Origin of the sequence: Halopseudomonas pachastrellae (genome assembly GCF_900114765.1) — a bacterium.
GTDB lineage: Bacteria > Pseudomonadota > Gammaproteobacteria > Pseudomonadales > Pseudomonadaceae > Halopseudomonas > Halopseudomonas pachastrellae.
This window is the reverse complement of the sequence record NZ_FOUD01000005.1, coordinates 108,978-135,217: the sequence shown is the minus strand read 5'-3', so window position 1 is coordinate 135,217 and position 26,240 is coordinate 108,978. Positions and strand designations below refer to the sequence as shown.

At 61.4% G+C, this 26,240-nt stretch carries 25 protein-coding genes and 1 pseudogene; 8 read left to right on the top strand and 18 right to left on the bottom strand.

The features are described 5' to 3' along the window. Window positions 1–24: 24 nt before the first annotated feature. From BM116_RS05435 to BM116_RS05415, 5 genes are all read right to left on the bottom strand, one after another. Window positions 25–1,884 carry a DUF7844 domain-containing protein gene (locus BM116_RS05435; RefSeq protein WP_083727604.1) on the bottom strand — a complete coding sequence of 620 codons (1,860 nt, stop codon included), beginning with the start codon at window positions 1,882–1,884 and terminating at the stop codon, window positions 25–27. 35 nt (window positions 1,885–1,919) lie between these two features. Next, window positions 1,920–2,234 carry a DUF2388 domain-containing protein gene (locus tag BM116_RS05430; RefSeq protein WP_083727535.1) on the bottom strand — a complete coding sequence of 105 codons (315 nt, stop codon included), beginning with the start codon at window positions 2,232–2,234 and terminating at the stop codon, window positions 1,920–1,922. A 65-nt stretch (window positions 2,235–2,299) separates the two neighbouring features. Beyond that, complete coding sequence (locus tag BM116_RS05425) at window positions 2,300–3,016, bottom strand: ZIP family metal transporter (RefSeq protein ID WP_083727533.1); 717 nt, start codon at window positions 3,014–3,016, stop codon at window positions 2,300–2,302. A gap of 70 nt (window positions 3,017–3,086) precedes the next feature. Beyond that, on the bottom strand, window positions 3,087–4,034 hold the full coding sequence (gene trxB / locus BM116_RS05420) for a thioredoxin-disulfide reductase (protein ID WP_083727531.1): 948 nt from the start codon (window positions 4,032–4,034) through the stop codon (window positions 3,087–3,089). 102 nt (window positions 4,035–4,136) lie between these two features. Beyond that, window positions 4,137–4,736 (bottom strand): peroxiredoxin, encoded by a 600-nt coding sequence (locus BM116_RS05415; protein WP_083727529.1) that lies wholly within the window; start codon window positions 4,734–4,736, stop codon window positions 4,137–4,139. A 150-nt stretch (window positions 4,737–4,886) separates the two neighbouring features. Here BM116_RS05415 and cysZ point away from each other — a divergent pair, with 150 nt between their 5' ends. Both cysZ and BM116_RS05405 read left to right on the top strand, forming a co-directional pair. Beyond that, a complete protein-coding gene (cysZ, locus tag BM116_RS05410; RefSeq protein WP_083727527.1) occupies window positions 4,887–5,630 on the top strand; it encodes a sulfate transporter CysZ in 744 nt (247 codons plus the stop codon). 29 nt (window positions 5,631–5,659) lie between these two features. Beyond that, complete coding sequence (locus BM116_RS05405; RefSeq protein WP_083727525.1) at window positions 5,660–6,883, top strand: glycosyltransferase family 4 protein; 1,224 nt, start codon at window positions 5,660–5,662, stop codon at window positions 6,881–6,883. Between the two features lie 23 nt (window positions 6,884–6,906). Here BM116_RS05405 and BM116_RS05400 read toward each other — a convergent pair whose 3' ends face one another. The 3 genes from BM116_RS05400 to BM116_RS05390 form a co-directional block, all read right to left on the bottom strand. Then, window positions 6,907–8,016 carry an NADH:flavin oxidoreductase gene (locus tag BM116_RS05400; RefSeq protein WP_407920301.1) on the bottom strand — a complete coding sequence of 370 codons (1,110 nt, stop codon included), beginning with the start codon at window positions 8,014–8,016 and terminating at the stop codon, window positions 6,907–6,909. Window positions 8,017–8,085: 69 nt separating this feature from the next. Next, window positions 8,086–8,673: a TetR/AcrR family transcriptional regulator gene (locus tag BM116_RS05395; RefSeq protein WP_175494030.1), complete on the bottom strand. Its 588-nt coding sequence runs from the start codon at window positions 8,671–8,673 to the stop codon at window positions 8,086–8,088. Between the two features lie 275 nt (window positions 8,674–8,948). Then, the gene (locus BM116_RS05390; protein ID WP_083727523.1) at window positions 8,949–9,434 is read right to left on the bottom strand and encodes an FKBP-type peptidyl-prolyl cis-trans isomerase; all 486 of its coding nucleotides are present in this window, start codon (window positions 9,432–9,434) and stop codon (window positions 8,949–8,951) included. Window positions 9,435–9,628: 194 nt separating this feature from the next. Here BM116_RS05390 and BM116_RS05385 point away from each other — a divergent pair, with 194 nt between their 5' ends. From BM116_RS05385 to BM116_RS05375, 3 genes are all read left to right on the top strand, one after another. Further along, window positions 9,629–10,828, top strand: a complete 1,200-nt coding sequence (locus tag BM116_RS05385; protein WP_083727521.1) for an acetate/propionate family kinase — start codon at window positions 9,629–9,631, stop codon at window positions 10,826–10,828. Between the two features lie 2 nt (window positions 10,829–10,830). Further along, window positions 10,831–12,966: a phosphate acetyltransferase gene (pta, locus tag BM116_RS05380; protein ID WP_083727598.1), complete on the top strand. Its 2,136-nt coding sequence runs from the start codon at window positions 10,831–10,833 to the stop codon at window positions 12,964–12,966. Between the two features lie 91 nt (window positions 12,967–13,057). Continuing rightward, window positions 13,058–13,978 carry a 1-acylglycerol-3-phosphate O-acyltransferase, YihG family gene (locus BM116_RS05375; RefSeq protein WP_083727519.1) on the top strand — a complete coding sequence of 307 codons (921 nt, stop codon included), beginning with the start codon at window positions 13,058–13,060 and terminating at the stop codon, window positions 13,976–13,978. Window positions 13,979–14,403: 425 nt separating this feature from the next. On the opposite strand, the gene BM116_RS05370 is transcribed toward BM116_RS05375, so the two are convergent. Beyond that, window positions 14,404–15,057, bottom strand: a complete 654-nt coding sequence (locus BM116_RS05370; RefSeq protein ID WP_083727517.1) for a YiaD family glycine zipper/OmpA-like lipoprotein — start codon at window positions 15,055–15,057, stop codon at window positions 14,404–14,406. 66 nt (window positions 15,058–15,123) lie between these two features. Next, the gene (locus tag BM116_RS05365) at window positions 15,124–15,765 is read right to left on the bottom strand and encodes an MBL fold metallo-hydrolase (protein WP_083727515.1); all 642 of its coding nucleotides are present in this window, start codon (window positions 15,763–15,765) and stop codon (window positions 15,124–15,126) included. Window positions 15,766–15,917: 152 nt separating this feature from the next. Here BM116_RS05365 and BM116_RS05360 point away from each other — a divergent pair, with 152 nt between their 5' ends. Next, window positions 15,918–16,259, top strand: a complete 342-nt coding sequence (locus tag BM116_RS05360; protein WP_083727513.1) for a YggL family protein — start codon at window positions 15,918–15,920, stop codon at window positions 16,257–16,259. Between the two features lie 38 nt (window positions 16,260–16,297). Here the strand turns inward: BM116_RS05360 and BM116_RS05355 are convergent, their stop codons facing one another. The 4 genes from BM116_RS05355 to ppk2 all read right to left on the bottom strand — a co-directional run bounded on the left by BM116_RS05355 (window position 16,298) and on the right by ppk2 (window position 19,685). After that, window positions 16,298–17,266 (bottom strand): PstS family phosphate ABC transporter substrate-binding protein, encoded by a 969-nt coding sequence (locus BM116_RS05355; RefSeq protein ID WP_083727511.1) that lies wholly within the window; start codon window positions 17,264–17,266, stop codon window positions 16,298–16,300. After that, entirely contained in the window at window positions 17,263–17,490 is a 228-nt protein-coding gene (locus BM116_RS05350) for a hypothetical protein (RefSeq protein WP_083727509.1), read from the bottom strand. The genes BM116_RS05355 and BM116_RS05350 overlap by 4 nt, the downstream gene beginning before the upstream one ends. A 38-nt stretch (window positions 17,491–17,528) precedes the next feature. Beyond that, window positions 17,529–18,686: a Na/Pi symporter gene (locus BM116_RS05345; RefSeq protein WP_083727507.1), complete on the bottom strand. Its 1,158-nt coding sequence runs from the start codon at window positions 18,684–18,686 to the stop codon at window positions 17,529–17,531. 87 nt (window positions 18,687–18,773) lie between these two features. Then, complete coding sequence (gene ppk2 / locus BM116_RS05340; RefSeq protein ID WP_083727505.1) at window positions 18,774–19,685, bottom strand: polyphosphate kinase 2; 912 nt, start codon at window positions 19,683–19,685, stop codon at window positions 18,774–18,776. 235 nt (window positions 19,686–19,920) lie between these two features. Here ppk2 and BM116_RS05335 point away from each other — a divergent pair. Beyond that, window positions 19,921–20,372: pseudogene (locus BM116_RS05335) on the top strand (GntR family transcriptional regulator); the annotation flags it as partial. 46 nt (window positions 20,373–20,418) lie between these two features. Here the strand turns inward: BM116_RS05335 and BM116_RS05330 are convergent. Both BM116_RS05330 and BM116_RS05325 read right to left on the bottom strand, forming a co-directional pair. Continuing rightward, window positions 20,419–21,303: a carbon-nitrogen hydrolase family protein gene (locus BM116_RS05330; RefSeq protein ID WP_083727503.1), complete on the bottom strand. Its 885-nt coding sequence runs from the start codon at window positions 21,301–21,303 to the stop codon at window positions 20,419–20,421. Beyond that, window positions 21,303–21,890 carry a GNAT family N-acetyltransferase gene (locus BM116_RS05325; RefSeq protein WP_083727501.1) on the bottom strand — a complete coding sequence of 196 codons (588 nt, stop codon included), beginning with the start codon at window positions 21,888–21,890 and terminating at the stop codon, window positions 21,303–21,305. Before BM116_RS05325 ends, BM116_RS05330 begins: the two co-directional genes overlap by 1 nt. A gap of 100 nt (window positions 21,891–21,990) precedes the next feature. Here BM116_RS05325 and BM116_RS05320 point away from each other — a divergent pair, with 100 nt between their 5' ends. Next, window positions 21,991–22,389, top strand: a complete 399-nt coding sequence (locus BM116_RS05320; protein WP_083727499.1) for a ketosteroid isomerase-related protein — start codon at window positions 21,991–21,993, stop codon at window positions 22,387–22,389. A gap of 273 nt (window positions 22,390–22,662) precedes the next feature. Here the strand turns inward: BM116_RS05320 and BM116_RS05315 are convergent, their stop codons facing one another. Together BM116_RS05315 and BM116_RS05310 are read right to left on the bottom strand one after the other, a co-directional pair. Continuing rightward, complete coding sequence (locus tag BM116_RS05315) at window positions 22,663–24,024, bottom strand: DUF1329 domain-containing protein (protein ID WP_083727596.1); 1,362 nt, start codon at window positions 24,022–24,024, stop codon at window positions 22,663–22,665. A 454-nt stretch (window positions 24,025–24,478) separates the two neighbouring features. Further along, the gene (locus BM116_RS05310) at window positions 24,479–26,164 is read right to left on the bottom strand and encodes a fatty acid--CoA ligase (protein ID WP_083727497.1); all 1,686 of its coding nucleotides are present in this window, start codon (window positions 26,162–26,164) and stop codon (window positions 24,479–24,481) included. Between the last annotated feature and the right edge of the window lie 76 nt (window positions 26,165–26,240).

The window sequence follows — 26,240 nt, the reverse complement described above, 5'->3', positions numbered from 1 at the left end:
TCTGCGAATGGCGCCACCCCCTGACTAAGACTCACTCCTCAGCGCCTTGATACGCTCGTGCAGCTGCTGCAGATTCGCCTGCCCGCCCAGCAAGCGCGCCTGCTGGGCACGAGACAGCAGCGCCGGCAACACCGCACCCAGCCTTGCCTCCATCTGCAGCAATGCGTCGCCTCGCTGCTGCGAGCGTGCTTCCAGCATTTGCCACTCGCGGGCCTGTGGCAACCCGTAGCCCTCGGGCAACAGGTCGGCGGGCCGACTAAGAAATCCGCGCTCCAGCAGCAACTGGCCAACTATATCGCCCGCCTCTCGCATGGCGGCCTCTGCTTCGCCATCCAGATAGCGCAGCTTCAGGCTGTGCTGCGCAGCCAGCAGCTCACGCCGCACGGCGGCCTGCTCGAGCAGCAGCAAGCCCGCGCTCGCGCGCAGGTCCGCAGCTGCAATCCAAGGGCGGCGCTCGGCTGGCAACAAATCCAGCCACTGCTCAACGTCTTCAGCCGGTAGCCCCAGGCGTGCCTGCAAGGTGGCAAATACCTGCTGATAGCGCTCAGCGTAGGAGTCAAAGCGATACCCTAGGCGCAGCGCCTCCTGCGGATCATCCAGCACCCGCGCATCGGCCATGCCGCGTGCCTGCAAGAGCTGCAGCAGGCCTATCGGCGACTGACTATCCAGATCAATCAACGTCGGGCTGTCGGTCCCGGCGCGCAAAAGTTTGAGCGTCTCGACGGCGCAGTTATTGCCGACAAAGTAGTAGCGCCCGTCGTAGCTCCAGTGCAGCCTGGCAGCCTGTTGCGCCACCCCGGCGATCTGCTCGCGGCTCAGCTGCAGCGGCACGGAGCGCAGGGCGCGCAGCTCAAACTTGGTATATTCATCGACCACCTGAGCCAACGGCAGCATAAACAGGCGCGACGGGTAATTTCCTACCAGCCCATCCCAGTGCGATAACTGAACATCTTCGACAAAAGCGCGAAAAGACAGCACCAGATGCTGGTCCAGATCAAGCAAACAATCTGGCCCGCGCGGGCGACCCGGCGCACAAACCACCAAGCGCAACATGCTGTGCCCCCAGCGGCTCGCCCAGTCATCGTTGGGCTCGGCCAGCAAATAATGCACGGCGTAGATACGCTGCGGGTCAAGCCAGCCAACCACAGGCTGATCGGGCCCGGTCGCGGCATTCAGATAGGGGTATTTGTCCTCACAAGAGGCAGCCGGCGCAGACCAGCCATCGAAGTGCCTGGAGAAATAAGCGTGTAGCGCCGGGCGACGGCAGGCGTAGTCCGGATCGAGCAGAAAATACTCGGCGTTGACCGCAACAAACTCGGCAGGGCTGTCCAGCTCGTAGCGATCAGGCGAGCGCAGCACCTGATCATTGGCCGCTTCACGCTCACCACGCGAACCCACCCGCTGCGGCCAGCCGGCCAGATCCAACAGACGCGGATCATCACTCAGGCGAAACCGCCGCTCGCCCTGCCCGCGACACCCCGCCGGCAAACCTACCGCGCCCTGTGTCTGCAGGCGAGCGCCGCAGTACCAGCGCAGCCTGGCTGGCGGGCCGAGACGGTCGTACAGATGTATCACCTCGTGCAGCAGCGTGCGCAGGGCCAATGCCTGGTCACGCTGCTGCAGCAGACGCCGATCAAGCTGCAGGCGACCACCCGCCGTAGCACGACCGCTGACGCCTGCCGGCAGCCCCGCAGACCAGGCCAGCGGCACAGCCACATCCAGCTGCGCCTTTAACTGCGGTGGCAAGGACGCCTGCGCAGCGCGCGTCAGCTCACGTGTGAATGCACGCTCGGCAGCATCCAGCCCATCCAGTTCGGCAACAAACCGCAGAGCGGCAGAGGCCGGCGTCGCCAGCAACAGCAACAGCAGCAACCGCAGCGTCATGCGCACGAGGTACACGGCGCTGCGGCGCGAACTGCTCACTGGGCGAGAATATCCTCGGCCAGTTGCATGTCGCTGGCTTCAAGGCCCGGCTGCTGGGCACGCAGGTGCTGCAGCGCCGCCTCCAGCTGCACGCCACGGATCGCGCCGTTGCTGGCAACAAAACTGGCGGCATCATCACGCGCCTGCAACACAACCTTGTTGTTACCACCGGTGGAGGCGTCACTGGTTCCTTCAACACTGTTGGCCAGCGAGGAGCCGATGGTGTCGGTGGTGCCGATGAAGCTGCTGGCAGCAGCGTTGCCGGCCATCACAAGCAGACCAGCAGTAGCCAGAGCAGAGAGGATTTTCATAGCGATCTTCCTTTTCAATGAGGTCGCCACCCTCAGGCAGGGACGACCGATAAAGGCCGGCATGCTCAGGCCATTGTCAACTGGTGACCGACCATACCCAGCACAAACCCGAGCACCGCGCCCATGGGTGGTGCCCAGTGACGATCGATCTTCGCCTGCGGCGCGATGTCCTGAAAGACTGAATAGCAGATACCGCCGGCGGCGAACAGCATCACACCGGCAACAACGGCAGGAAATTGCGCCAGCCAGCCGTACCCCAACAGACCACAGACAGGGCCAAGCAGTGCCATCAAGGCAAAAAGACCAGCAACCCGGCGCACCGAGTAATGCGTGCTGGCACGCAGCTCGCGACAGGCATTGAAGCCTTCAGGCAGGTTCTGCAGCATCATCAGGCAGGCCAACAGCACGCCACCGGAGCCGCCTGCGGCAAAGGCGGCGCCAAGGGCGATGGATTCGGGGATGAAGTCCGAAAGCATAGCGGCCAACTGACTGGCCGGCGTATTGATGCGATACAGCAGCAGGTCCAGCCCCATAAAGGCCGTCCCGCCGAGCACAAACCAGAATGCCGAACTGGCTGGCGGCAGCACCTCGATACCTTCTGGCACCAACACCAGCGCCACCGCCGACAACAGCGCACCACCGCCGAAGGCGATAATGCCGTGGCGGCGCTCCTCATCCAGCCAATTGGGTCTGATGGACTCCACACCAGCCAGTAAAGCCCCCGCCGGCATCGCCATGCCAGCCATCAGCGTCAGCCCGATAACCAGTATCCACTCTTCCATTTACCCAGCCTCCTGCCAAACAAAAAACCCCGCCCCGACCGTATGTCGAGGCGGGGTTTCTGACCCGCGCTTACAGCTCGTCGAGGAAGCGCTCAGCATCCAGCGCGGCCATGCAGCCGGCGCCGGCGGAGGTAATCGCCTGACGGTAAACGTGATCGGCGACATCACCTGCGGCAAAGACGCCCGGGATGTTGGTCTGAGTGGCGTTACCCTCGGTGCCGCTCTTGATTTTGAGGTAGCCGTCTTTCATGTCCAGCTGCCCTTCGAACAGGCCAGTGTTGGGCGTGTGGCCGATGGCAATAAAGACACCTGCCAGGGCGATGTCCTCGGTGCCGCCGCCGTTCAGGGCGATGCGCATGCCGGTCACACCGCTGTCGTCACCCAGCACTTCGTCCAGCGTGGCGTTGAGTTTCAGCTCGATCTTGCCTTCAGCTACACGGGCCATCAGCTTGTCGACCAGAATCTTCTCCGCGCGGAAGCTGTCGCGGCGGTGCACCAGCGTTACCTTTTTGGCGATATTGGCCAGATACAGCGCTTCTTCAACAGCGGTGTTACCGCCACCCACAACAGAGACTTCCTGGTTGCGATAGAAGAACCCGTCACAGGTCGCGCAGGCGGACACACCTTTGCCCATAAAGGCTTCCTCGGACGGCAGACCAAGGTAGCGGGCCGACGCACCGGTGGCGATGATCAGCGCATCACACTGGTACTCGCCGCTGTCGCCCCACAGCTTGAGCGGGCGGCTGTTCAGATCGACCTTATTGATGTGGTCAAACTGAATCTCGGTTTCAAAGCGCTCGGCGTGCTTGCGCATACGCTCCATCAGGTCCGGACCCTGCAGGCCTTCGACGTCGCCCGGCCAGTTGTCCACTTCGGTGGTGGTGGTCAGCTGACCGCCCATCTGCATCCCGGTGATCAGCAGCGGCTTCAGGTTGGCGCGAGCCGCATAGACTGCAGCGCTGTAGCCAGCGGGGCCGGAGCCAAGGATGATCAGACGGGCGTGACGCACTTCAGACATGTAAACCTCCCAATTCGCCAGCGCACTGGCGGCAGTAATAAAACGGGCAGTCGGGGGTAAGGGGTCCCCGGAACAACGTGACTGCCCCAAAAACGAATTCGATTACAGCTCGCTGGCATGCTCCGCCAGATAGCTGGCAACGCCCGCGGCGCTTGCCTGCATACCCTTCTGCCCTTTGCGCCAGCCGGCCGGGCAGACCTCGCCGTGCTCTTCAGTAAACTGCAGCGCCTCGACCAGGCGGATCATCTCATCCACCTCACGGCCTAGCGCCAGATTGTTCACCACCTGATGCTGCACGATACCCGCACGATCAATCAGGAAGGAGGCGCGCAGCGCCACGCCGTCCTCGTGCTCGATACCGTAGGCACGGGTAATCTCATGGCGCACATCGGCGACCATGGTGAAATCCACCGGCCCGATACCGCCCTGCTCTACCGGCGTATTGCGCCAGGCAAAGTGGGTGAACTGCGAATCGATGGACACCCCAACTACCTCAACGCCCAGCGCACGGAATTTGTCCATGCGGTTGTTGTGCGCAATGATTTCCGAGGGGCAGACAAAGGTGAAGTCCAGCGGCCAGAAAAACATCACCACATAACGCCCACGCAGACTGCTTGAGTCAAAGGCATCAACGATGCTGCCATCGGCCAGCACGGCCGGCGCAACAAAATCCGGCGCAGCACGGTTTACCAGAACGCTCATCCGATTCTCCAGAACAATGAAGCGCAGCTTACGGCGCTCGGACACATTAGGACATTGCAAAGACTGTATCAGCCAAATAGTTTACCCCTATAGTGCCCGGCTAGGCACTGCACAATTCTGCACGAAAACTCCCCTCCAGGATCAGGCACAATGAAGCAAGTAACCGACCTCATGCGCGGCCCCGACTACCTCAAAGAAGGCTGGCGCACCCTGCGCCAACCGGGCCTGCGGCGCTTTGTGCTGATCCCGCTGGCACTCAACCTGATCCTGTTCAGCGCACTGATCGGCTGGGGGATTCAGCAATTCGACCTGTGGATGACCCGCCTGATGCCCCAGCTGCCAGACTGGGCAGCCTTTGTCGAATGGCTGCTATGGCCGCTGTTTGCCCTGGTGGTCCTGCTGGTGCTGTTTTTTGGTTTCAGCGTGGTAGCCAACATTATCGCTTCCCCTTTTTACGGCATTCTGGCGGAGAAAATCGCCGAACAGGAGCGCAACGAGGTCAGCCCGCCGACCAGTTGGCGCGACATAGCCATGCTGGTGCCGCACAGCGTCGGCCGTGAACTGCGCAAGCTGGTCTATTACTTGCCACGCCTGGTAGCGCTGCTGCTGCTGACGTTGATCCCGGTGGTTAACTTTATTGCCTCGCCACTGCTGCTGGCCTTTGGCGTGTGGATGATGGCGGTGCAGTACATCGACTATCAGGCCGACAACGACAAGGTCGGTTTTCGCGACATGCTGCGCTGGATGCAGACGCGCCGCAGCCTGTCGCTAGGTTTTGGCCTGCCGGTGTATGTCGGCATGCTGATTCCGCTGGTCAACCTGCTGGTCATGCCGACCGCCGTGGCGGCCTCTACCCTGCTGTGGGTACGCGAGCGCGATCAGCAAGCATCATAAAAGCGTCATAAAGATGTCACGCTCCGATCATGGCAGCTGTCCATACTCGGAGCATGACCACACCAGACTCGCCCGGCCGCTGCTTCGCACTGGTCACCGAAACCTACCCCCCACAGATCAACGGCGTCGCCAACACCCTTGGCCAGCTTTGCAATGGCCTGCTCGCGCGCCAGCACCGCGTGCAACTGGTGCGTCCGGCACTGCGTGACGAGCGCCCGGGTAGCGACAGTCAGTGCGGCCTGCTTGAACGCCGCGTGCGCGGCATGCCCATCCCAGGCTACGCCAGCCTGCAATGGGGGCTGCCGTCCGGCCACCAGCTGCGCCGCCTGTGGCAGAGCGAGCGCCCCGATGCGGTCTATCTGGCGACCGAAGGCCCGCTGGGCTGGTCCGCGCTGCGTGTCGCGCGGCGACTGCAAATTCCGGTGATCAGTGGCTTTCACACCAACTTTCAGCAGTACAGCGATCACTTTCATCTCGGCCTGCTGCACGAGCCGGCCATGCGCTATCTGCGCTGGTTTCACAACCAGACGTTGAGCACGCTGGTCGCCAGCTCCACGCAACAACGCGAACTCAGCCGCCTGGGGGTGAACAACCTGTGCCTGCTTGGTCGCGGCGTTGATTGCAGCCGTTTTCATCCTGCGCACCGCAGCAATGACCTGCGCAGCACCTGGGGCGCCGCTGATAACGACCTGGTAATGCTGCATGTGGGCCGCCTGTCGCCAGAGAAGAACCTGACGTTGCTGGCCGAGGCCTGGGAACAGGTCAGCGCCCAGAACACCAGCGGCCGCAAACTGCATCTGGTGATCGTTGGCGACGGCCCATCCCGCGCAGAGCTGCAGCGCCGCCTACCCCACGCCGTGTTTACTGGCGCACTGACCGGCGAGCCGCTGGCAGCAGCCTACGCCAGCGCCGATATCTTCGTCTTCCCCAGCCTGACCGAAACCTTTGGCAATGTGGTGACCGAAGCCATGGCCTCGGGCCTGGCAGTCTGCGCATTCGATACCGCGGCAGCTCACCAGCACATTCAGGACAGGTACAGCGGCAGCCTCGCACCCGTGGCGCACGAGCGGGTCTTTATCGAGAATCTGCAATGGCTGACGGAAGATCGGGAGGGGCGGCGCAGTATCCGCCTGCATGCGCGACACCGCGCCTGCCAGCTGGACTGGAGCAGTATCGTGGAGCGCTTTGAACGTTACCTGCTACAGGCTGCCGGGCGGCAGCCTGCGTTGGCACAGGCAGTGCCGAGCAAGTAGCCCGGACTGCCTGATGCGGCGACTCAGACCAGCGTCTTGAGCGCCTCGCGGCTGAAGGGGGCGATATCTTCAAAGCGACCTTCGCGCACCTTGTCGGCCCACTGCGGATCAACCAGCAGCGCACGGCCAACGGCAACCAGATCAAACTCGTCGGCTTCCAGGCGCTCCAGCAGGCCATCAATGTTGGCGGTCTGAGCAACCTTGTCGGTGTTGACCATAAACTGCAGGAACTCGCCGTCCAGGCCGACACTGCCAACGGTGATGCACGGCTTGCCGGTGATCTTGCGAGTCCAGCCAGCCAGGTTCAGTTCGGAGCTTTCGAATTCCGGCTCCCAGAAACGGCGCTGCGAGCAGTGGAAGATATCCACACCAGCGTCAGCCAGCGGCGCCAGGAACTGCTCCAGCAGCTCGGGAGTCGGGGCCAGGCGTGCGGTGTAGTCCTGCTGCTTCCACTGGGAGAAGCGGAAGATGATCGGGTAGTCGGCGCCAACAGCGGCGCGCACTGCCTTGATGATCTCCACAGCGAAGCGACCACGGTTTTCCATGCTGCCGCCGTACTGGTCTTCACGCTGGTTGGTACCTTCCCAGAAGAACTGGTCGATCAGATAGCCATGGGCGCCATGCAGCTCGATGGCATCAAAGCCAACATCCTTGGCGTCCTTGGCCGCCTTGGCAAAGGCAGCAACCACGTCATCGATGTCCTGCTGGGTCATACCCTTGACCAGCACCTTGCCGTCTTTGACCTTCTCCATCGGGCCGTAACCGGGGACATCGCCATCCGGATCAGTGCCCAGGCGACGTACGTTACCCACGTGCCACAGCTGCGGAGCGATCTTGCCGCCGGCCGCGTGCACGGCATCAACAACTTTTTTCCAGCCAGCCAGCGACTCTTCGCCGTGGAAGTAAGGAACATTGGGATAGCCATTGGCTGCAGCGTGATCAACCACGGTGCCTTCGGTGATGATCAGGCCAACGCCCGACTCGGCACGGCGACGGTAGTAATCCACAACACCCTGATTCGGCACACCCTTGGGCGAGAAGTTGCGGGTCATCGGGGCCATCACGATGCGGTTGGACAGTTCCAGATTGCCCAGGGTAAAGGGCTTGAACAGGGTGTTTACTGCTATGGACATCACAGTTTCCTCACAGGTTGACCGCAACGCCGGCCAAGCATGAGCTGACCGGTCGTCTCGGCAGATTGATCAAGGCTGCAGCAAACGCTCCAGCTGCTGAATGAAGATACGCAGCGGGCCGATCTGACGATCAGCCTTCATGCGCAGCAGCGCCCCTTCCCAGGCAGCACTGACAAACCCGGCCAGCGCGGCCGGGTCCTGATCTGCGGCGATTTCGCCCGCCGCCTGCGCCTCGGACAGACAGTCCGCCAGCACCTGATTGGAGCGCTGCAAAATAGCGCTGGCCGCATAACCGATGGGCTGACTTTCCTCTGCCATCTCGTGGCACAGGCTACCGATAAAGCACTGGTGGCTTGGCTGTTCCTGGCTGGCGAAGTAGCCGACCAGATCTCGGTAACACCGCAGAATGCGCTCGCGGGGTGACAGCTGCGAGGCATTCAGCGCATCGGCAAAACGCTCGATACGTGGCGTGTAGTAGTAGTGCAGCGCCTGGATGGCAAAGTCTTCCTTACTTTCGAAGTAGTGATAGAAAGACCCCTTGGGCACACCAGCGCCCTGGGTGATTTCCTGCACCCCAGTGCCGTTGTAGCCCTTGCGCAGCATCACCGCCGTACCGGAGGCCAGAATGCGCGCGCGTTTGTCTTGGATAGCGTTCATGCCGGCCACTATACGACCGGTCAACTTTTACTGATAGACAAAAATAAAGACGATAAATACCAGTGATAAAGCACTATCAACTTTGATTGCGGCGAGCATAGCGATTTGCTTTGCAGATCTTGAGCGAGGCGGAGCACGGCAGCTGCAGAGAACCAGCCGCTCAAAGGCAATGCGGAGCGAGCACGGTCGAACGCAGCAGCCGGGGCTGGAGCACTACGCTTCGACCAACCATAAAAAAACCGAGCCTTGGCCCGGTTTTCTTGACGCAGCAGCGATCAGTGGTGATGACCACCTTCACCGTGGACGTGACCGTGAGCGATCTCTTCGTCCTGGGCGTCACGCACTTCAACAACCTTCACTTCAAAGGTCAGACGCTCGCCAGCCAGCGGGTGATTGCCATCGACAGTCACTTCGTCACCTTCCAGTGCCTTGATGGTGACGATCTGCATGCTGCCGTCTGGGCCGGAGGCGTGGAACTGCATGCCCACTTCCAGCTCGTCGACACCTTCGAACATGTTGCGACCCAGCACCGCAATCAGCTCGGCGTTAAAGTCGCCGTAAGCCTCTTCGGGCTCAACGGTTACTTTGATCTCGTCACCGCTCTGCTTGCCTTCCAGCGCCTTTTCCAGACCCGGAATGATGTTGCCGGCACCGTGCAGGTAGACCAGCGGCGCACCACCGACGGACGAATCCAGCACTTCGCCATCATCGTTGGTCAGGGTGTAGTCGATGGACACGGCCTTGTTGGCAGCAATCTGCATAATCTCTTTCCTGTGGTTTTGGGGTAACAGGGGAAGCGCAGATTAATCTGCGCTTCCCAAGCCCAAAGTGTACGCGCTATAGCCTAGAAACGCACGGCTTGACCCGACAGGAGGGGCACCGGAAGATGGTCGAACCCACCGGCTTCAATGCGGTCCATACCTCCAGATTCGGCTGAAAGGAATTCGCTCGTACCATGACAAACCGCCTCGTACTGGTCATTAACGGGGGCAGCTCCTCCATCAAAGTGGCCTTGCGCCGCGAGAACACCGCCGGCGCCATCTTCGAGGCGATCGCCGAGCGCCTGAATACCGCCCAGGCCCGCCTGTCCACCTCGGACGGCCTGGAGCAGGACCTGTCCGGCGCCGACCACCTGGCCGCACTGGACGCGCTGCTGCCGCTGGTAGACCGCCATCTGGACCAACCGCTCAGCGCCGTCGGCCACCGTGTGGTGCACGGCGGCGAACGCTTCACCAGCGCACGCCTGATCGACGATGAGGTGATTGCCGGCATCCAGGCCAACGCCCCCCTGGCCCCCCTGCACAACCCGGCCAACCTGACCGGCATCCGCGCCGCCCTTAAGTTGCTGCCCGGCACTCCGCAGTTTGCGGTCTTTGATACCGCCTTCCACCAAAGTATGCCGCCCCACGCCTTCCGCTACGCCCTGCCCGACGAGCTGTACGCCGTGCACGGCGTACGCCGTTACGGTTTTCACGGCACCAGCCACAAATACGTCAGCGACGAGGCCAGCGTGCTCTGCGGCAAGGAGCGCGGTGCAGGCGCCTGGCTGACCGCTCACCTGGGCAATGGCTGCTCCAGCTGCGCAGTGCTGGATGGCCGCAGCATGGATACCAGCATGGGCCTGACGCCGCTGGAGGGCCTGGTCATGGGCACCCGCAGTGGTGACGTAGACCCCAACTTGCACGCGCATCTGGCGCGCACCCTCGGCTGGGACCTGCCGCGCATCGAGCACCTACTCAACCGCGAAAGCGGCCTGCTCGGCCTCTCCGGGCTGTCCAACGACATGCGCGAGCTGGAGCAGGCACGCGCCGACGGCCACAGCGGCGCACAGCTGGCCATTGAGGTGTTCTGCTATCGCCTCGCCCGCTCACTGGCGGGGCTGGCGGTCGCGCTGCCCCGTATCGACGGCCTGATCTTCACCGGCGGCATTGGTGAAAACTCCGCGTTGACCCGCGCCCTGACCGTCAAGCATCTGGCCGTCATGGGCCTGCGACTGGACCCGGACAGCAACAGTCTGCTGCCCCGCGGTGAGGCCGGCCGGGTGGAAGCCCAAGGTTCACCGGCCATTCTGGTCATACCAACCGACGAGGAGCGCCAGATCGCCGACGAAAGTCTCGCCCTGCTCGACACGCAGCCAAGGAGCCAAATGGCATGAGCCTGCACACCTTTTTTGTCGCACCCACCGGTTTCGGGGTCGGCCTGACCTCCACCAGCCTCGGCCTGATCCGCGCCCTGGAGCGCACCGGCCTGAAAGTGCACTTTCTCAAGCCCATTGCCCAGCCACACCCGGGCGACGACGGCCCGGAGCGCTCCAGCGAACTGATAAGCCGCACCCTGGGCCTGACACCGCCGCCCTCAATGACGCTCTCCCAGGTTGAGCACCAGCTCGCCATGGGCGAGCTGGACGAGGTACTGGAAGAGATTGTCAGCCGCTATCAGCAAGCCGCCCAGGACGCCGATGTTGTCGTGGTTGAAGGCATGGTTCCCACCCGGCAGAGCAACTACGCCAGCCAGATCAACCAGCAGCTGGCCAAAAGCCTGGATGCGGACGTGATTCTGGTCACCGCCCCAGACGGTGACGACTTCGCCACGCTGGCCGACCGTATCGAGATCAACGCACAGACCTTCGGCGGCCCCAAGCATCCGAAGGTGCTGGGCGTGATTATCAACAAGGTGAAGGCGTTGGCCACCGAAACCAGCGCCGACATCCCGGATCGCCCGACCCTCAAGAGCACCCTCAAGGACTTTGCCCAGAACCTGCGCGAGGCCTCCAGCCGGCTGGATACCAACGACTTCCGCCTGATCGGCTGCGTGCCCTGGCAAGAGGAGCTGAACGCACCGCGCACCTCCGACATCGCCGAGCTGCTCAGGGCCAGCACCTTCCACGCTGGCGACATGCAGCAACGCCGGGTGATGGAAATGGCGTTGTGCTCGCGTACGGTGCCCAACATTATTCACCTGCTGCGCCCCGGCGCGCTGATTGTCACCCCGGGTGATCGCGACGACATCATCATCGCCAGCTCGCTCGCCTCGTTGTCCGGCACCCCCCTGGCCGGACTGCTGCTGACCGGCGGGTATGAGCCAAACCCACGTGTCATCCAGCTGTGCCAACCGGCACTGGATCAGGGGCTGCCGATTCTCGGTGTACCCACCGACACCTTTGCCACCGCCACCCAGCTCGACCGCATGAACCGGGAAATCCCGATTGATGACCGCGAACGTGCCGAGAAGGTGACGGACTTTGTTGCCAGCCATATCGACCACGTCTGGCTGGCCAAGCGCTGCGACACACCGCGTGAAAAGCGCATGTCGCCGCCGGCGTTCCGCTACGAGCTGGTGCGCCAGGCCCAGCACGCTGCCAAAACCATTGTGCTGCCTGAGGGCGATGAGCCGCGCACCGTGCAGGCGGCAGCCATCTGCCAGCGCCGCGGCATCGCCAACTGCATCCTGCTGGCCAAACGCGAGTCGGTCGAAGCGGTGGCCCGCGCCCAGCACATCACCCTGCCCGACGGCCTGCAGATCGTCGACCCGGATCAGGTCCGCGAGCGCTACGTCGCGCCCATGGTCAAGCTGCGCGAGGGCAAGGGGCTGAACGAGCCCATGGCCCTGCAGCAGCTTGAAGACAACGTGGTGCTCGGCACCATGATGCTGGCTCTGGATGAAGTCGACGGCCTGGTCTCCGGCGCCATTCATACCACGGCCAACACCATTCGCCCGGCATTCCAGCTGATCAAGACGGCCCCCGGCTACAACCTGGTGTCCTCGATCTTCTTCATGCTGCTACCCGAACAGGTACTGGTGTACGGCGATTGCGCGGTCAACCCCGACCCCAGCGCCGAAGACCTGGCAGAAATTGCCATCCAGAGCGCGCGCTCGGCAGAAGCCTTCGGCATTCCGGCGAGGGTGGCCATGATCAGCTACTCCACCGGCACCTCCGGCAGCGGCAGCGAAGTCGAGAAGGTAAGAGAGGCAACGCGCCTGGCACGCGAACGCGAGCCCGGACTGTTGCTCGACGGCCCGCTCCAGTATGATGCCGCCGCCATCGCCAGTGTCGGCCGCCAGAAAGCGCCCGACAGCCCGGTGGCCGGTCAGGCAACCGTGTTTGTGTTCCCTGACCTGAACACCGGCAATACCACCTACAAGGCGGTACAGCGCAGTGCCAACGTAGTCAGCGTCGGCCCCATGCTGCAGGGCCTGCGCAAACCGGTGAACGACCTGTCTCGCGGTGCGCTGGTCGACGATATTGTCTATACCATTGCGCTGACCGCCATCCAGGCCTACAACAACGAATAGACGACAGCCCAATAGCCGGCACAACGCCGTAAACGTCGTCTGAGACCAATAAGAATGGCCGCCTGCCGGCGGCCCTGGACGAGCCAAATCCATGCTGTCGTTTCTGCCCGCCCCCGTACGGGGCACCCTTGCCGCGCTGCTGCTGGTGCTTAACACCCTGGTGCACGCACCTATTCTGTTTGTCTTCGCGCTGATCAAGCTGGTGCCGATACCCGCGCTGCGCACCTGGTGCACCCGGGTGATGATCAGCGTTGCCGAATTCTGGATGCGCTGCAACAGCGGCTGGATGGCCCTTAGCGGCAACATTCGCTGGGACATCGAAGGACGCGAGCGGCTGGACTACAACGGCTGGTATCTGGTCACCAGCAACCACCAGAGCTGGGTCGACATTCTGGCCCTGCAGCATGTACTGAACCGCCACATGCCGATGCTCAAGTTCTTCCTCAAGCAGGAGTTGATCTGGGTACCGGTGATCGGCCTGTGCTGGTGGGCGCTGGATTTCCCCTTCATGAAGCGCTACACCAAGGCTTATCTGGCCAAGCATCCGGAAAAGGCCGGCCAGGATCTGGCCACCACGCGCAAGGCCTGCGAGAAGTTCAAAAGCACGCCGGTGGCGGTGTTCAATTTTCTCGAAGGCACCCGTCTGACCCCCGCCAAACACGCCGAACAAAACTCCCCTTTCCGCTATCTGCTCAAGCCAAAGTCCGGTGGCATCGCCTTTGTGCTCGATGCCATGGGTGAACAGCTGCGCTCGCTACTGGATATCACCATCCACTATCCCGGCGGCAACCCGTCTTTCTGGGGGCTGATGTGCGGCAAGGTTACCCACGTTGTCATGCATCTGGAACTCAAGCCAATTCCGGCCGAGTTTATTGGCCGCAATTACCAGGAAGACGAAGCCTTCCGCGGCGAGTTTCAGGCTTGGGTCAACCAGCTCTGGCTCGACAAGGACGCACACATGACGCGTCTGCACCAGCAGTATCCGACGCCGATGGATCGCTCGAGCCGGTAAGCTGTAAGGGTAATTAGTTGGTTCACTAAGAATTGCTGGGGTGGACGTCAAGCCATTGCGCTGGTGCTGAATCAGCCTTTCGCCTTCACGGCGAGCCAAAGGGGGCCGCTTGCCCGCCCCCCCTTGGCGATCCCCCCGGGCACCCGACTACGCGGCCCTTCGGGTTCGCTGCGTTGCTCGATTTATCGGGGAGTCGCAGAACTCGTCGCTGCGCTCCTCAGACATGCTGCGACTCTTTCTCCCGATAAATCTGCGCTACTCGCCCGCGTAAACGGGACGAACCGCACGTGCACACTCCACCTCCTGAACATCCATCCGGCAGACTTTCTCCGCGCAACAACCTCGCCCCCAATCCCTAACGTCCGCAAAAAAAACAAAAAAGGCCAACCGGTTGCCCGGTTGGCCTTTCTGCTTACGTATAAAGATCAGAGCTGACGCAGGGTAATCTCAACGCGGCGGTTCTGAGCGCGACCTGCTTCGGTGTCGTTGCTGGCGATCGGCTGGCTGGGGCCAACACCGGCGCTGCTGATACGTGCGCCGCTTACGCCCTGACCGGACAAGTAGGACGCTACGCTGGTAGCGCGCTCACGCGACAGGCGCATGTTCAGTTCCTGCGAGCCGGTGCTGTCGGTGTGGCCAACAATGTTGATACCGTTCTGGTCGAACTCCTTGAACACCTTCACCAGGGAGTTAAGCGTCGGGTAGAAGCTGCTGGCGATATCGGAGGAGCCGGACGCAAAGGTGATGTTGCCCGGCATGACCAGTTGCAGGGTGTCGCCGTTACGGATGACCTGCACACCGGTGCCGGTCAGTTCTTGGCGCAGGCGCTGCTCCTGCTTGTCGACGTAGTAGCCGTAGCCGCCGCCCGCTGCACCGCCCACTGCCGCGCCAATCAGCGCACCCTTGGCACGGTCATCGCTGCTGGAGGTGGCGGCGCCAATGGCGGCCCCTGCCAATGCGCCAATACCGCCGTAGGTCGCTGACTTGCCGGCCTGCTCTTCGCCGGTGTAGGGGTTATTGGTACAACCTGCAATCATCAGTGCACAGGCACCGGCGACAATCAAACCTTGGCTTTTCATAATGATTCCCTTGTTTCGTTGGTTCCAGACCATCGGGCAGAGGCACAACCCTGCCCAAACGCGGCGTTAGCCGCGGATAAACGGATTCTCGCGAATCTCGTCTCCAATACGGGTGTCCGGGCCATGCCCGGTAACGACCACCGCATCCTCATCAAGACTATAGAGTCGCTGACGGATGGATTGTTCAATCTGGCGATAATCACCACCCCACAAATCGGTGCGACCAATACCACGCCGGAACAGCGTATCGCCCGCGATCAGCAGTTTGTCCTGTGGAAACCAGAAGCTCATCGAGCCCGGTGTGTGCCCCGGGGTATGCAGCGCCACACCACAACCGCACGCCAGCTCTTCATCATCGCTGAGCCACTGATCCGGTGCCGGCACCGGCGTGTAGGGCACGCCAAACATCTTGCACTGCATCTCCAGGTTGTCCCAGAGGAACTGATCTTCCTTGTGCAGGTGCAGCGTGGCGCCGGTCACCTTTTTCAGCTCGCCGGAGGCAAGAAAGTGATCCAGGTGTGCGTGGGTGTGAATAATGCTGACCAGCTTGAGCCCCAGCTCGTCCAGACGTTTGAAAATAAACTGGTGATCGCCACCTGGGTCTACCACGATGGCTTTTTTGCTGACGGGGTCACCAATCAGCGTGCAATTGCACTGCAGCGGGCCAACGGGAAAGGTTTCACGGATCAGGCTGGGTGTCTGGTGCATGGCAAATCCAGGTCAGGCGATGGGTCAGGCCGCGTACCTTGCGCGGCCAGCGAATAAACCGAGTATACCAGCGCCTCCAGGCGACAACCGGCAGTGACTGTCATCTACGAGCTGCTACAATCCGCGCACTCACCCGCCAAGAGGACTATTTAATGGCTACCAACCGCTCGCGCCGCCTGCGCAAGAAACTCTGTGTCGACGAATTCCAGGAACTGGGCTTCGAACTGAATCTGGAATTCAAGCAAGACCTGTCCGACGAAGCCATCGACAGCTACCTGAATCAATTCCTGCGCGAGGCGATCATCGCTAACAGTCTGGATTACGTAGGCGGAGAAGACTTTGGCCTGATTTGTCTGGCCAAGCGTGGCTCGGTTACTGAAGAGCAGCGCAACGCCGTCGAAAACTGGCTCAAAGGCCGTGACGAGCTGGCCAGCTTCACTGTCAGCCCGCTGCAAGATGCCTGGTATCCGAGCATGCCGATTCCGGCAGCCTGATACCAGAACGCCGCCGGGCTAGCCCGGCGGCTGTTCGTTTAGTCCTGGTACAACTCGTCCAGGCCCAGCCCCACCGCCAGTTCGCCGCCAAAGCGCGTGCCGGTTTGCCCTTCTGCCAGACGCTGCTGCGCCTTGCCATAGGCCTCTACCGACAACGGCATGTAGCCGGTCACATGCAACCAGTGCCGCACGCCATCCAGGTAGCCTTGCAGAAAGGGACGCAACGTCGCCTTCTGCTCCAGCGCACCAGCATTCACATACAGAAACAGCGGCCGCGCCAGCGGTTGATACTCACCACCCAACACCTCGTTCAACGCGGGATAGACCGGTCCTTTACCGCTGTCCACTGCCACGTCATGCAGCTCCTGCCAATGCCGGAAGTAGGCACCGACACCAAAGAAGCCCAGTGCATCAGGCTCCGCCAGCATGGCCTTGACCAGTTCCTCTTCGTTCTCGCTGGCCAGGTAATCGCTGCGACTGGCGCGCGTCTCGCCGTTGATCACGGTGGTGAAGTAATCGTAGGTGCCTGAGTTGCTGCCACGGCCGAACAGACTGACAGGCCGGTCCGGCCACTCGGCGCGCAGGTCCTGCCAGGTGATCTCCTGCCCCTGGGCCTGTGGCTGCCACAGTGTTCTCAGTTCCTCGGTGGTGATGTCGCGCACCCAGTCGTTACTGCCGTTGACCACGACGGCGATAGCGTCAAAGGCGATAGGCAGCTCAACATACCGCACGCCAGCGGCCTCACAGCTCGCCATCTCCTCGCGGTTGATCGGGCGTGAGGCATTGCTGATGTCGGTTTCACCGGCGCAAAAGCGCCGAAATCCGGCCGTGGTACCGGAGAAGCGGTTGTCCACCTCCAGCTTGCTGCGCTTGGCCGCTTCCTGGGTGATGGGGAATACGGTGCTGGAGCCATCAGCCAAGATGGCGTCGCTGGCGAACACCGGGGACGCCAGCAGCCCGGCAATCAGCCCGCACAAGGACACACGTTGAACAGCGCTCAGTGTCATGGCTTTTTGCTCCGCAGCTCGTCCAGCACCAGCTGGAAGAAGGCCTTGACCTGCGCCCACTTGACTGGCGTCCACTCAGGGCTCAGCTCGATGCTCTCGACCAGCGTATGCTGGGTATCGGCTTCGCGCTCTTCCAACTCGGCGCGAATCTCATGGATGCGCTGTTCTGTCTCGTCCAGGATGGCTTTCAGCTCCTGGGTCGAAAGATGCTCAAGATCGGTCATGATGCTTCCTTCCATTGAGGTATCACTAGCCTGGGACATCAGAACACCATGCTCGCGGCGATCAACAGCAGCGGCAGGACGATAAACACGCCAAGCATCCAGATGGCGGCGAAGATCTTTTTCTCGGCGGCAATGTCCGCCAGCCACTCGGCGCCCTGGAGCGGCAAGTCGCGCAGGAACGGCAGGCCAAAGATCACCATCACGGCGAAGACGTTGAACATCAGGTGTACCAGCGCAATCTGCAGCGCGGACGATGCCACCGCCCCGCCAACCGCCGTAGCTGCAAGCAAGGCCGTGACCGTGGTGCCGATGTTGGCACCCAGCATGAAGGGGTAGATCTGCTTCAGAGTGAAGGTGCCAGAGCCCGCCAGCGGCACCATCAGGCTGGTGGTGGTAGAAGACGATTGCACAAAGGTAGTAACCAGTGCGCCAGAGGCAATACCGGCAACCGGGCCGCGACCGATGGCCGAGTGCAGCACTTCTTTCGCCTTGCCGACCATCAGCACCTTGAGCAGCTTGCCGGTGTAGGTGATGGCCACAAAAATCAGTACCAGCCCGATCACCACCATTGCCAAGCCCGCCATCGCACCCGGCAACATGCCGGTGGCGCCGTCGACCAAATTCACAAAGGGCTTGGTCAGCGCCTTCATGAAGTTCATATCAGACATGGAGTAACTGTCGGCACCTACCAGCAGCGTTGCCAGCCAGGCCGATACCCGCTCCAGCAGGCCGAACATGATTTCCAGCGGCAGAAAGATGGCCACGGCAATCAGGTTGAAAAAGTCATGCACGGTAGCGGCCGAAAAGGCCCGCCGAAACTCGCTCTTGTCGCGCACGTGGCCTAAGCTGACCAGCGTATTGGTGACAGTGGTACCCACGTTGGAACCCATGATCATGGGGATCGCGATACCCACCGGCAGTCCGCCTGCGACCATGCCGACGATCAGCGAGGTGACGGTAGAAGAAGACTGAATCAGGGCGGTCGCAACAATGCCGATAACCAGCCCGATATAGGGGTTGGAGGCGAAGGAGAACAGCTCCTGAGCCTGACCTCCCGTTGCCGCCTTAAAACCGGAACCGATCATGCTGACCGCGCAGATCAGCACATAGATCAAGCCCAGTACGGCCAGCCACTGGGGCCAGCGGTTGCCGCTTACCGCCAGCGGCGCGTGTAACGCTTCTGCGTTGCTGTTCATGGGAACTCCTCCCTTGAGAAAAGGCCATCATCAGCTCGCCGCATGACAGAGCGGTGACGCCCGGCAAGCTGCATGACGGCGTCTGGCTCAGTAACGCTTGGGTACGTACAGCTCACTGGGCAGGGTCTGGCGCTCGTAATCCGGATCAAACACCCGATCGGGTAGCTCGATCTTGTCCTGGGTCACGGTTTGGTAGGGTATGTGGTCCAGCAAATGGTGGATGCAGTCCAGCCGCGCCCGCTTCTTGTCGTTGCCCTCAACGATGTACCAGGGCGCTTCTGGGATGTTGGTGCGCGCGAACATCTCTTCCTTGGCGCGGGTGTAGTCCTCCCAGCGCACCCGCGACTGCAGGTCCATGGGCGAGAGCTTCCACTGCTTCATCGGGTCGTGGATGCGCATGAGAAAGCGCATCTGCTGCTCTTCGTCGGTAATCGAGAACCAGTACTTGATGAGGATGATCCCCGAGCGCACCAGCATGCGTTCAAACTCCGGCACGTCCTCGAAGAACTGCTCCACCTGGCCTTCATTGGCAAAGCCCATCACCCGTTCGACCCCGGCGCGGTTGTACCAGGACCGGTCAAACAGGACGATTTCACCGGCGGCCGGCAGGTGCGGCACATAGCGCTGAAAGTACCACTGGGTACGCTCCCGGTCGGTGGGCTTGGGCAAGGCCACCACCCGGCAGACACGCGGATTCAGACGTTGGGTAATACGTTTGATCACCCCGCCCTTGCCCGCCGCATCACGTCCTTCAAACACCACCACAACCTTCTGCCCGGTACTGGCGACCCAGTCCTGCAGCTTGATCAGCTCGGACTGCAGCGGCAGCAGCGCTTCAAAATAGTGGCGTCGCTCCAGCGTAGGAGCATGGTTGGATTTGTAGATGCGGCGCAGCGCCAGCGACAGTTCCGGATCGGAAATTTCCATTTCCAGATCTTCATCGAACGCATCAGCCAGTTCGGCTTCAAGCCAGCTCAGTGAGCCCGGGGAGTCTTGCATGACCTGATCCTGTGGTCGAAACGGAAAGGAAGCACTCCCTTAACCTAGGATCAGTAGATGAACAAATAATGAACAGCCGCAGCCCTGTCAGCCTTCGCGATCTCGTCAGGATACTGATATGCATGGCGTGCCACCCTCTGCGTACGTTGCTGTTGCCGCACAGGATCAGATCACAGGCCATGACAATCAATTAATTGTCATGGATACAGCAATGCCTGCGGCGCGCTAGAAGCAACTGGTTGACCGCGTTGCCCAGCAGATCCGCTCCGGCGCACTGCTACCCGGTACCCGCCTGCCCACCCACCGCTCACTGGCGCAGCAGGAACGGGTCGCCCTGGCCACCGCGTCACGGTGTACGCCGAGCTAGAGTCGATGGGGCTAGTCAGCGCCGAGACCGGACGCGGCACCTTTGTACGGGAAACCAGCGTGCCTGCAGGGCACGGTATCGACCAGAGTCCAACTGCACCGGGCATGTTGGACCTGAATTTCAACTACCCGGAATTACCGGAACAGGCCGAGCTACTGCGCGGCGCCCTGCGCAAATTGAGCAGCGCAGGCGATCTGGACGCCCTGCTGCGTTACCAGCCCCACGCCGGGCGCCGCCACGAACGCGCGATCATCGCAGAGCATCTGAGCACGCCAGGGCTGGCGGTGACGGCCGAGCAGGTCTTGCTGGTCAGCGGCGCTTGCTGGTCAAAGAGGTGATCGACGCCGCCGAATGTGGCGCACTCGGCTAACGCTCGCCTGCGCTGACAATCCCAAACTGCTTCGGCCAGTCGCGCCGGGTAAACACTTGGCCGTGGTCCCGCAACCTGCGCACCTCGTCCAGATCCAGCTGACAGACCAGCCACTGGCTACTGCTCGGGCATAGCTCGGCGCTTTCGGCGACGATGCCACTGGGCGGCATGCCGTAATCAGACGGCACATAGAGCGCGGCACGGCCGTTGTTTTCATCCAGCGCTGGCGACCAATCAGCCATGCCAACGGTCGGCGACTGCAGCACCCCAATCTGGTTCTCCAGCGCCCGCGCCTGCGCGCCGACACGCACCCGGTAGAAGCCCGCCACGGTATCCGTACAACTCGGCGCGAGAATCAGGTCAGCGCCCTGCTCGGCCAACGTCCGCGCCAGCATGGGGAATTCGTTGTCGTAGCAGATCAGAATGCCGAGCTTGCCCAGCTCGGTGTCGAACACGGTCAACTCGGTGCCGGCCGCAATGTTCCACTGCTCCAGCTCGAAGCGGGTCATCATCAGTTTGTCCTGGCTGCCCAGACAGCCCTCAGGGCCAAACAGCCAGGCGCGGTTGCGGTATTGCCCGTCGTCGTCCAGCACCGGCATCGAGCCCGGCTGCAGGTAGACGTTGCAGTCCCGCGCGATCTGCTCGCACAGCGCCAGCCAGCGCGGCAGCAAGGGCTGAATTCCGGCGATGGAGGCATGCAGGTCGCTGCGTTCGACAGCGGGCAATTGGCCGCTCAGCACCAGCCCGGCGTATTCCGGCAACAGCAGCAACTGCGCCCCCTGCTCGGCTGCCTGTTGGCACAACGTGCTCAGGTGCTCGGCGTAAGCGTCCCAGGTTTCCAGCAGATCAATGTGGTACTGACAGGCCGCGAGGGTAATCATCAAACAAGCTCCTTGAGCCAGAACGACATCGGCTTGGCCGAGTCCTCCACTTCATCCAGATCGCGCCAGTGGTAGACCGTCGCCAGTTCAGGATGATGCTGGTAGCCACGGCGTGCCCAGAAGGTATCGAGCGGCTGGTAGTCAGCAGGCCGCCGCGGATGATCCGCCGGGCGCTGTACCGCGCAGAACGCAGACCAGTCGAAGCGGCCGAGGCGCCGCGCATGTCCTTCGCGCTCGGCAAAAAACCGCACGCCGAGCCCCTTGCCGCGCCATTCGGGCAGCACAACGGATTCGGCGCAATAAAAGATGCGTTCGCAATCCCAACCCTGTTCGACAAAGGGCTGCTTGAACTCGTCCGTCTCATCCGCCAACGGCAAGGCCGTAGACGCACCGACCACCTGCCCTTGGTCCTGCACCAGCACACACAGGCTGTCGGGACTGCGCAGGTAAGTAGACAGGTACTGCGCTTCGTACTCGCGGCTGCCGTCGTACAAATAGGGAAACTCGCGAAACACGCGGATGCGCAGATCGGCCAGCGCATCAATCCAGGGCGCGATCTGTTGCCCGCTGAGCAGTTGAATGTCCATACCAAAACTCGCTGCCAGTTTGTCTCGCCGGCGTCTATACCGGCACCTGCGGGCAACTTATCATGGCTGCAGCCCAACCCGTAACAGGAGCTCTATAACCGTGACCACCCAAGATCTGATTCAGGCCTACTACGACGCCTTCAATGCCGCCGACATGCCGGCCTTTCTTGCCCTGCTCAGCGACGACGTGGTGCACGACATCAATCAGGGCGAACGCCAGGTCGGCAAGGCGGTCTTTGCCGAGTTCATGAACAAGATGAATCGCTGCTACCGCGAACAGCTGACTGACATGGTCATTATGGTCAGCGCCGACGGCAGCCGCGCCGCTGCCGAGTTTGTCGTCAACGGTGAATACCTGGCCGACGACGAAGGCCTGCCGCTAGCCAACGGCCAGAAATACGTGCTGCCGGCCGGTGCGTTCTTTGAAGTCAAAGACGGCAAGGTCGCCCGTATCAGCAACTACTACAACCTGAACGACTGGGTCGCGCAGGTCTGCTGAAAGCAGCGCTACCGCACAACGCAAAACGCCCGGCAAAGCCGTAATGCTGTTCACTTAAGCATTAGCTTCCTAATGGCCATTCTAAAATCCCGCTGCCGAGCGTTCGGCAGCGGGATTTTTTATATTTTCCAGCCCATCCAAAAGGGATGGTGCTATTCCCAAGCTCAAAAAACATGCAATGGAAAACGCCGCACCCCTATTCGGAGCGCGGCGTTTCTATTAAGTGAACAGCATTACGGCAAAGCCGGGCGTTTTGGTTCCTGCAACGAACGCTTAGCGCACGCCAGACTGACGAAGAGCAGTCGGAGTGAACTCGGCGCCGGTCAACTCATAGCCATAGCTGTAGTTGCTACGCTCTTCGTTGTTGGCACCCATGACCAGGTAACGACCGGCGATCAGGTCGTACAGGGTTTCCATGGTGTAGCCCAACACGCCGTCAGCATAACGCTGAATAGCATGCGCCTCGCCTACACGCCACAGCTCGCCACGACCATCGTAGTGGTCGATGTGAGCGGCCTGCCAGGAGTCCTCGTCGATAAACATGTGACGCTTGGCGTAGATGTGACGCTCAGTCGGCTTGACGTTGGCAACCACTTCCCAGACGCGGTGCAGCTCATAGCGCGCCAGATCCTGGTTGATATGACCAGCCTGGAAGATCTGGTCGTACTTGACCTGCGGCGAGCCCAGCTCGTAGTTGTTGTAGGAGATGAACATCTCGCGCTTGCCCACCAGCTCCCAGTCGTAACGATCCGGAGCGCCGTTGTACAGGTCGAGGTTGTCGGAGGTGCGCATGCCGTCAGCAGCAGTACCTGGGCCGTCGTAGGAGACCTGCGGAGCGCGACGAACGCGGCGCTGACCGGCGTTGTAGATCCACGCCATACGCGGGGTGGCTACCTGGTTGATGGTCTCGTGAACCAGCAGCACGTTACCGGCCAGACGTGCCGGGTCGGTCACCTGTTGCTTGAAGTAGTACAGCATGTCGGTCGCGCTGCCGGCCTGGTAGTCCTGCAGGCCAGTCGGGATCGCATACTCTTCTACAAAGCGAACAACGTTGTAGTTGCCGTTAATCTGCGGAGTGGCTTGCACCACGGTGCGCTGGAAGGACTCACCACGGTAGCGGGTGACGTGGTTCCAGACCACTTCCAGGCCGTCAGCCGGGATCGGGAAGGCATTGGCCACAGAGTAGTTCTCCAGGCCGTTACCGCCCTGTACCAACGTGGTGTTGGTCGCGTTCTTCGCAGTGGCGTCATAGACAGCCTGCGGGAAGGCAGCAGAACGGTGGCTGGGGAATACGCGCATCTTGAAGGTGTCGGGGTAGCGCTTGAACATCGCGATCTGGCCCGGCGCCAGGTTATCAGCGTATTGCTCGTAGTTGGCGGCGGTGATCACAAACAGCGGCTGCTCACCACTGTAGGGGTTGGACAGAAAGCCATTGCCGTCGACAGGCGCGGCGTCGGTCGCCAGACCGCCGGTCCAGGCGGGGATGGTGCCCGCTGCGTTGCCTGCGGTTTCTGCACCGATCGGAGTCAGGCTGTCGCCCAGCTTGGCGGCTTCCTGCTCGCTCACGGCGGCGAAGGCAGACGGCGCCAGCAGCGCGGAGGCCAGGAGTGTAGATGCAAGATGTGTGGGTTTCATTGATTCGCCCTGTTCTGCTTGGAGTTGTTTGGGGTGACCGGCCCAGCGCAGAGCTGCAACGACCATGACCGGTGTGATTCCCTCAAGGGGCACACGCGGTGCCTGCCGTCAGACCTTCAGACGCACAACATCGCCCGCATTACCCAAAGAGTAGACAACAAGGGTAAGCAGCGACGGATTTATTAGGTTTTTTATAAGACTTGAGAGGGCCATGACTCTACTGCGTGAGTGCGAGCTAATCAAGCCTGAGTGTCCCGCGAAGACACGACAATAAACCAGCCGAATAACGCAAAAACCCACCAAAATCAGCACTTACAGCAGAAAAATCAACATCTTGTGCAAACGATCGTTTGAGACATTTATTAATAGATGAACCACACTGAGCAGCAAACGCCGGGCACAAAAAAGGCCGCAGCGGGCAACGCCCGGTGCGGCCTGTCTCAGCGCAGCCAGCTTAGTCCAGCGAGGAGATGCAGCTTGCCTCGGACTCCAGCCAGCCGGCGATATCACCACGGATACGCTTCTTGTCGAGCTTGCCGACACTGGTCTTGGGAATTTCCGATACCACAGCGATCTGGCGCGGAATTGCCCACTTGTTGATGTGGCCTTCTTCGACGCTCGGCATCAGGTGATCGGCAATCGCCTGAGCGGTCACGGTCTGACCGGCAGCCGGCACGACCAGCGCAAACGGGCGTTCATCCCAGCGCGGATCGGGGATACCGACCACAGCCACCTCAGCGATCAGCGGGCTGCGACTGATACGGTCTTCCAGCTCCAGGGAGGACAGCCACTCGCCACCGGTCTTGATCACGTCCTTGATGCGATCGCGGATTTCGATAGTGCCTGCCGGGCTGATGGTGGCCACGTCGCCGGTATGCATCCAACCGCCGGCCCACAGCTCCTGGCTCTTCTCCGGCTCGCGGAAGTAGGCCTGGGTCAGCCAGGGTGCACGCAGCACCAGCTCGCCCTGGGTTACACCATCCTTCGGCAGGAAGCTGCCGTCAGCGGCCATGAGTCGTGCCTCAACCAACGGGCCAGGTACACCGGCCTTAATGCGCTGGGAAATGCGCTGTTCCTCGCTGGCGGCTTCATCCTCGAGGTTGATATAGCCGGCAGAAATCAGCGGGCAGGTCTCGGACATGCCATAGGCTGCCCCCAGTTGCATGCCCTTGGCCTTGGCCGCGTTGTACAACGAGCGATTGAGGGCGCTACCGCCGATAATCACCCGCATACCGCCAAAGTCGAAATCTTTTGCGCCTTCGGCATTGAGTACCATCTGCAGGATGGTAGGTACGCAGTGCGAGAAGGTGACCTTGTGGTCCTTGATCATCTGCACCAGACGCTCCGGCTCATAGCGACCGGGATAAACCTGTTTTACCCCCAGCATGGTTGCCGTATAAGGCAGGCCCCAGGCGTGAACATGGAACATCGGTGTGATCGGCATGTACACATCGCGGTTGCCCAACAGGCGCACGCTGTCCAGCGCGGCCATTGAAGTAGCCTGGCCAAGGGTGTGCAGCACCAACTGACGATGGGTGAAATACACGCCCTTGGGGTTGCCGGTGGTGCCAGTGGTGTAGAAGGTGGTGGCGACCGAGTTCTCGTCAAAGTCCGGGAAGTCGTAGGTCGGCTCAGCAGCGGCCAGCAGTTGCTCATACTCACCGGCAAAGCCCGGCAGATCCGCGGTCTTGTCTGCTTCGTCCGTCAACAGAATGGTGGTGGTGACGGTGGTCAGTTGGTCTTCGATGGCCTTGTAGATCGGCACGAACTCGCTGTTGATCAGTACCACGATGTCTTCGGCGTGATTCATCGTGTAGAGAATCTGATCCGGGGACAAACGGACGTTGATGGTGTGCATCACCGCGCCGATCATGGGTACGGCAAACATGCACTCCAGATAACGGTGGCTGTCCCAGTCCATCATCGCAACCGTATCACCCGCCTTGACGCCCGCTTTGGTCAGAGCATCGGCAGCACGGCACACACGCTCATTAAAGGTGCGGTAATCGTAGCGCACCAGGTCACGGTAGATGATCTCCTGCGTCGGCTCGTAACGCTGGCCGGTCAGCAACAGGTTCTTGATCAGCAGCGGAGTGGAGTGAGCCTCGTCGGCCGGCTTGAGGATTCGAGTATTGAGCATTGAATGACCTACTGTTGTTGGGATTGTCAGGGCATGGAAGCGGTCGTAAAGCGCTGCCGACCAGCCACTTCAAGTG